Consider the following 3,130-nt stretch of genomic DNA (forward strand, 5'->3'; position numbering starts at 1 on the left):
AAAATCAGTTTACCCCTGTCAGACTTTAAGGCTTCAGGTGCCATGTTGCGCGCTATTCCCGTCGCCGACGAAATCACGTCAATTGGAGTTGTTGCGTACGGGCGCGATCATGAGGTCCGCGTAGACGTCAGCGAGATTGACTTCTACTGAAGGTCGCCCAAGCAATGGGCTTAAGAACATTAGGGTGAAAACCCTTTCAGTTTAGTTGCGCCCCCAAGTGGGGCGACAAGCCGTCAGAGTTTCTCCCAATAAACCTAAAGCTGGGACCCAATTGGTAAAACACTTAGAAAACCAGAAACTAAGTGATCCCAGGCTGATCCTGTCGGCTCGGATCGATATTCAAGGATGTTGCCATCATCATCTTTTGTCGTCCATTTAAGCTGACCATCTTGCTCGAGCGTCACGTTATATGTGTATGCAGGTAAAGCGTCGTCCAAAGCGCTCATGGTCTGTGCAGTCAGTGCTGGCGAGTCAATCAAAATTCCCATCTCGGTGTTGATATTGACAGATCGTGGGTCCCAGTTGAACGACCCTACGAACAAGTATCGGTCATCAACTGCAAATGCTTTGGAGTGTAGGCCTGACCTTGATTGAGCCCAGTTTATACCCCGGCGTTGGACCTGATAGGCGTCGGGTCGCAACTCATAGAGTTCTACTCCACCGCGTAAAAGTGCTCGGCGTTTTTTAGCGTAGTGTGCGTAAACGGGTGCGACGTCGTTAGACGCAAGCGAATTGGTCACGACCTTCACGTTAACACCGCGGCTCTCAAGTTCGGTAAGCCATTTCACACCGTTGTTGCGCGGCACGAAATAGGCGGACACGATGTTCACCTCACTGTTGGCATTCTCAAAGTACGGAAACAATTGAGATGCCAGAACGGGACCTGAGTTCTCGAGACCCGCGGCTTTTGAGGGCGGATCAGCATAAAGCTTCGCTGGCAGCCAATCCAGTGACAGGGCTCCATCCGCGAAGTTCTCTTGCGCTGACTTTCTGAGGGCAGCGCCGTACTGGGTTAGCTTCGCTTCCTCGACCAGTTCGTTTAACCGGACTCGCGCATCAGCAAGGTCAAATTCCTTAGGTTCTCCAACGACCACGCGAGCCGGAACGGCGAATTCGCTGTTCCAGTAAGCGTCAAAGCTATGCGACACCTCGCGTACAACAGGGCCTGCAGCCAGCACATCCAGATCGGCATAGTTCATTTCTTTCCGCGCCAAAAAATACTCGGCGCCGATGTTTCTCCCCCCCACAATCGTGAACACGTTGTCCGCCGTCATGGACTTGTTGTGCATTCTGCGATTGATGCGTTTGAAGTCTGTCAGACCCGCGAACAATAGGCTCTGATCGCGCCAAAACGGATTGAACAGCCTGATTTCAATATTCTCATGATTGTCCAATGCGGCTGTCATCGCGTCATAGCTGGACGTATCCATGTCATCCAGCAACAATCGGACGCGAACACCCCGATCTGCTGCCTGCAAAAGACTGGCTGCAAAAAGGTGACCCGTGGGGTCGTTGTGCAGAAGGTAGTATTGCGCGTCTATCGTTCGCTCGGCCGCTGCAGCCATCAGCAGTCGTGATACAAGCGCTTCTTCTCCATCACTGATCAGCTTGATGCCTGACCGACCGTCTTTGGGGTCCCCAAGGCGATTGGCCGCCTGACCTAGAGTTGTGCCCGAATTTGCCTGTAGCGCAGCCGATACCGTCTTTTCATATGTGCGGGTTTTTGGAGCGCAAGCGACAAGAGCCAGCGCGCAACAAACACAAATCACGAACTTCCATTTCGCCATCGGCTTCCTCCAACCCTGTGTCCTAAGTGACTACGCCGGAGCACGCGATTGCAAGTTTGTTCTATGAAGCCTGAGGTTGTTTAGTTTGTTAGTGTTGATTTCGCAAATCCAACAATCGCCACGATGTCGGTTCGCGAATTTGTCGCAACCTCAGTTCAAAAGTACTCTCGCACAACCCAATTGCGTCGAACCAAACCGCTCGCAACCAGTTTCCGCGTTCTAAGTCTCTCTGTTCTGATAATGTGATGCTCTCTGGTTTATGGAGTGTAGGTACTCTTTGTATTGACCTATCGCGATACTGCCCCACCATTCTGGTGCAAATTTTAGGAGCATCCTGAGTGTTTGCGAGGACCATAGCCTTACTGATCTGCACCGTGTTTTCCCCGGCCATGGCATTGCAGCTCAGCGAAACCGGGCGCTACGAGCTAAATCAACCCGCAAGTCTCGATTACGACCCAACCTTTTGTGGGTTGTGGATCGCGAACGAGGGGCCCGAGGCAGTTCTTGTCACATTGCAAGGCAATGAGTTGAGACGCATATCCAGCGATCTCTTCCGGACCAAAGCAATTGCTATTGAAGGGGATCACTTGTTGCTGGGAGATGGCCTTGGCAGCCTTCAACGAGTCACAAAGGACGTCGAGCCTTTGGGAGCGCCCTTTGAACTGGAAGGTAGATTTGTGGACACGGAAGGAATCGCGATCAACGCCAAAAGACAAATCGTGACCGTAGAGGATGATCCAGAACGGTTGCCGTAGTTCACGTCAGAGGATGCTTTGACAGCGAGGTTGGACACAATGAAGCTCTCTCCTCCCTTGAGTGAGGCACAGGGCATCGCGATTGATCCACGCACTGGCCACATGTTGATTGTTGATGATTGGGAAGGGTCAAACAGCCTGTACGAGTTCACGGCTGATGGCCAGCTGCTTGCCCAGCAAAGCTTGTTGGAGTTTGGAACAGACCCGGAAGGCATTGCCATAAGGCCTGGATCCAACCAATTGTTCGTGGCGTTCGACAGCGGAGCGAAGATTGTCACGTTCGACTACACACCCACCTTGCCTGAAGGATCAACGTTGCTGGCCTCGGGCGCGGATTGCATGATGTTCTAGGTGTTTGGCGACCTTCGTACGCCAACGATGATCAAGCGAGGAAACGGGGTCATCAAACACAAGTTCTGAGTTATGCGCTGCGTTGGCTAATTCTGTTTTCTACAAACCAAGTCGAACCTCAGCAGATCAAGCCAGTGCTGCGCAGCCGCTTTCAGCTACACAGCAGACTGCTCACAATGCGCCTTCGTCGCCCAGGAACTCGATACCAGCTGTCGCGCCATCACTGTAAGCAATACA

General features: G+C 52.3%; 3 protein-coding genes. 2 read left to right on the forward strand and 1 reads right to left on the reverse strand.

Annotated elements, in window-relative coordinates; all coding sequences use genetic code 11:
• Positions 1 to 254 precede the first annotated feature (254 nt).
• Entirely contained in the window at positions 255 to 1,787 is a 1,533-nt protein-coding gene (locus tag AC2FJB_RS22765) for a phospholipase D family protein (protein WP_496819149.1), read from the reverse strand.
• 338 nt (positions 1,788 to 2,125) lie between these two features.
• Here AC2FJB_RS22765 and AC2FJB_RS22770 point away from each other — a divergent pair, with 338 nt between their 5' ends.
• Together AC2FJB_RS22770 and AC2FJB_RS22775 are read left to right on the forward strand one after the other, a co-directional pair.
• Positions 2,126 to 2,542: a hypothetical protein gene (locus tag AC2FJB_RS22770; protein ID WP_496721223.1), complete on the forward strand. Its 417-nt coding sequence runs from the start codon at positions 2,126 to 2,128 to the stop codon at positions 2,540 to 2,542.
• 39 nt (positions 2,543 to 2,581) lie between these two features.
• Positions 2,582 to 2,893: a YncE family protein gene (locus tag AC2FJB_RS22775; protein ID WP_496721222.1), complete on the forward strand. Its 312-nt coding sequence runs from the start codon at positions 2,582 to 2,584 to the stop codon at positions 2,891 to 2,893.
• Positions 2,894 to 3,130: the final 237 nt, after the last annotated feature.

Source organism: Ruegeria sp. CDSC085 (assembly GCF_059610465.1).

What these genes read in the sequence shown, in the direction of transcription:
- AC2FJB_RS22765 (WP_496819149.1), bottom strand. Translation starts at nt 1,787, where the DNA reads ATGGCGAAATGGAAGTTCGTGATTTGTGTTTGTTGCGCGCTGGCTCTT.
- AC2FJB_RS22775 (WP_496721222.1), top strand. Translation starts at nt 2,582, where the DNA reads ATGAAGCTCTCTCCTCCCTTGAGTGAGGCACAGGGCATCGCGATTGAT.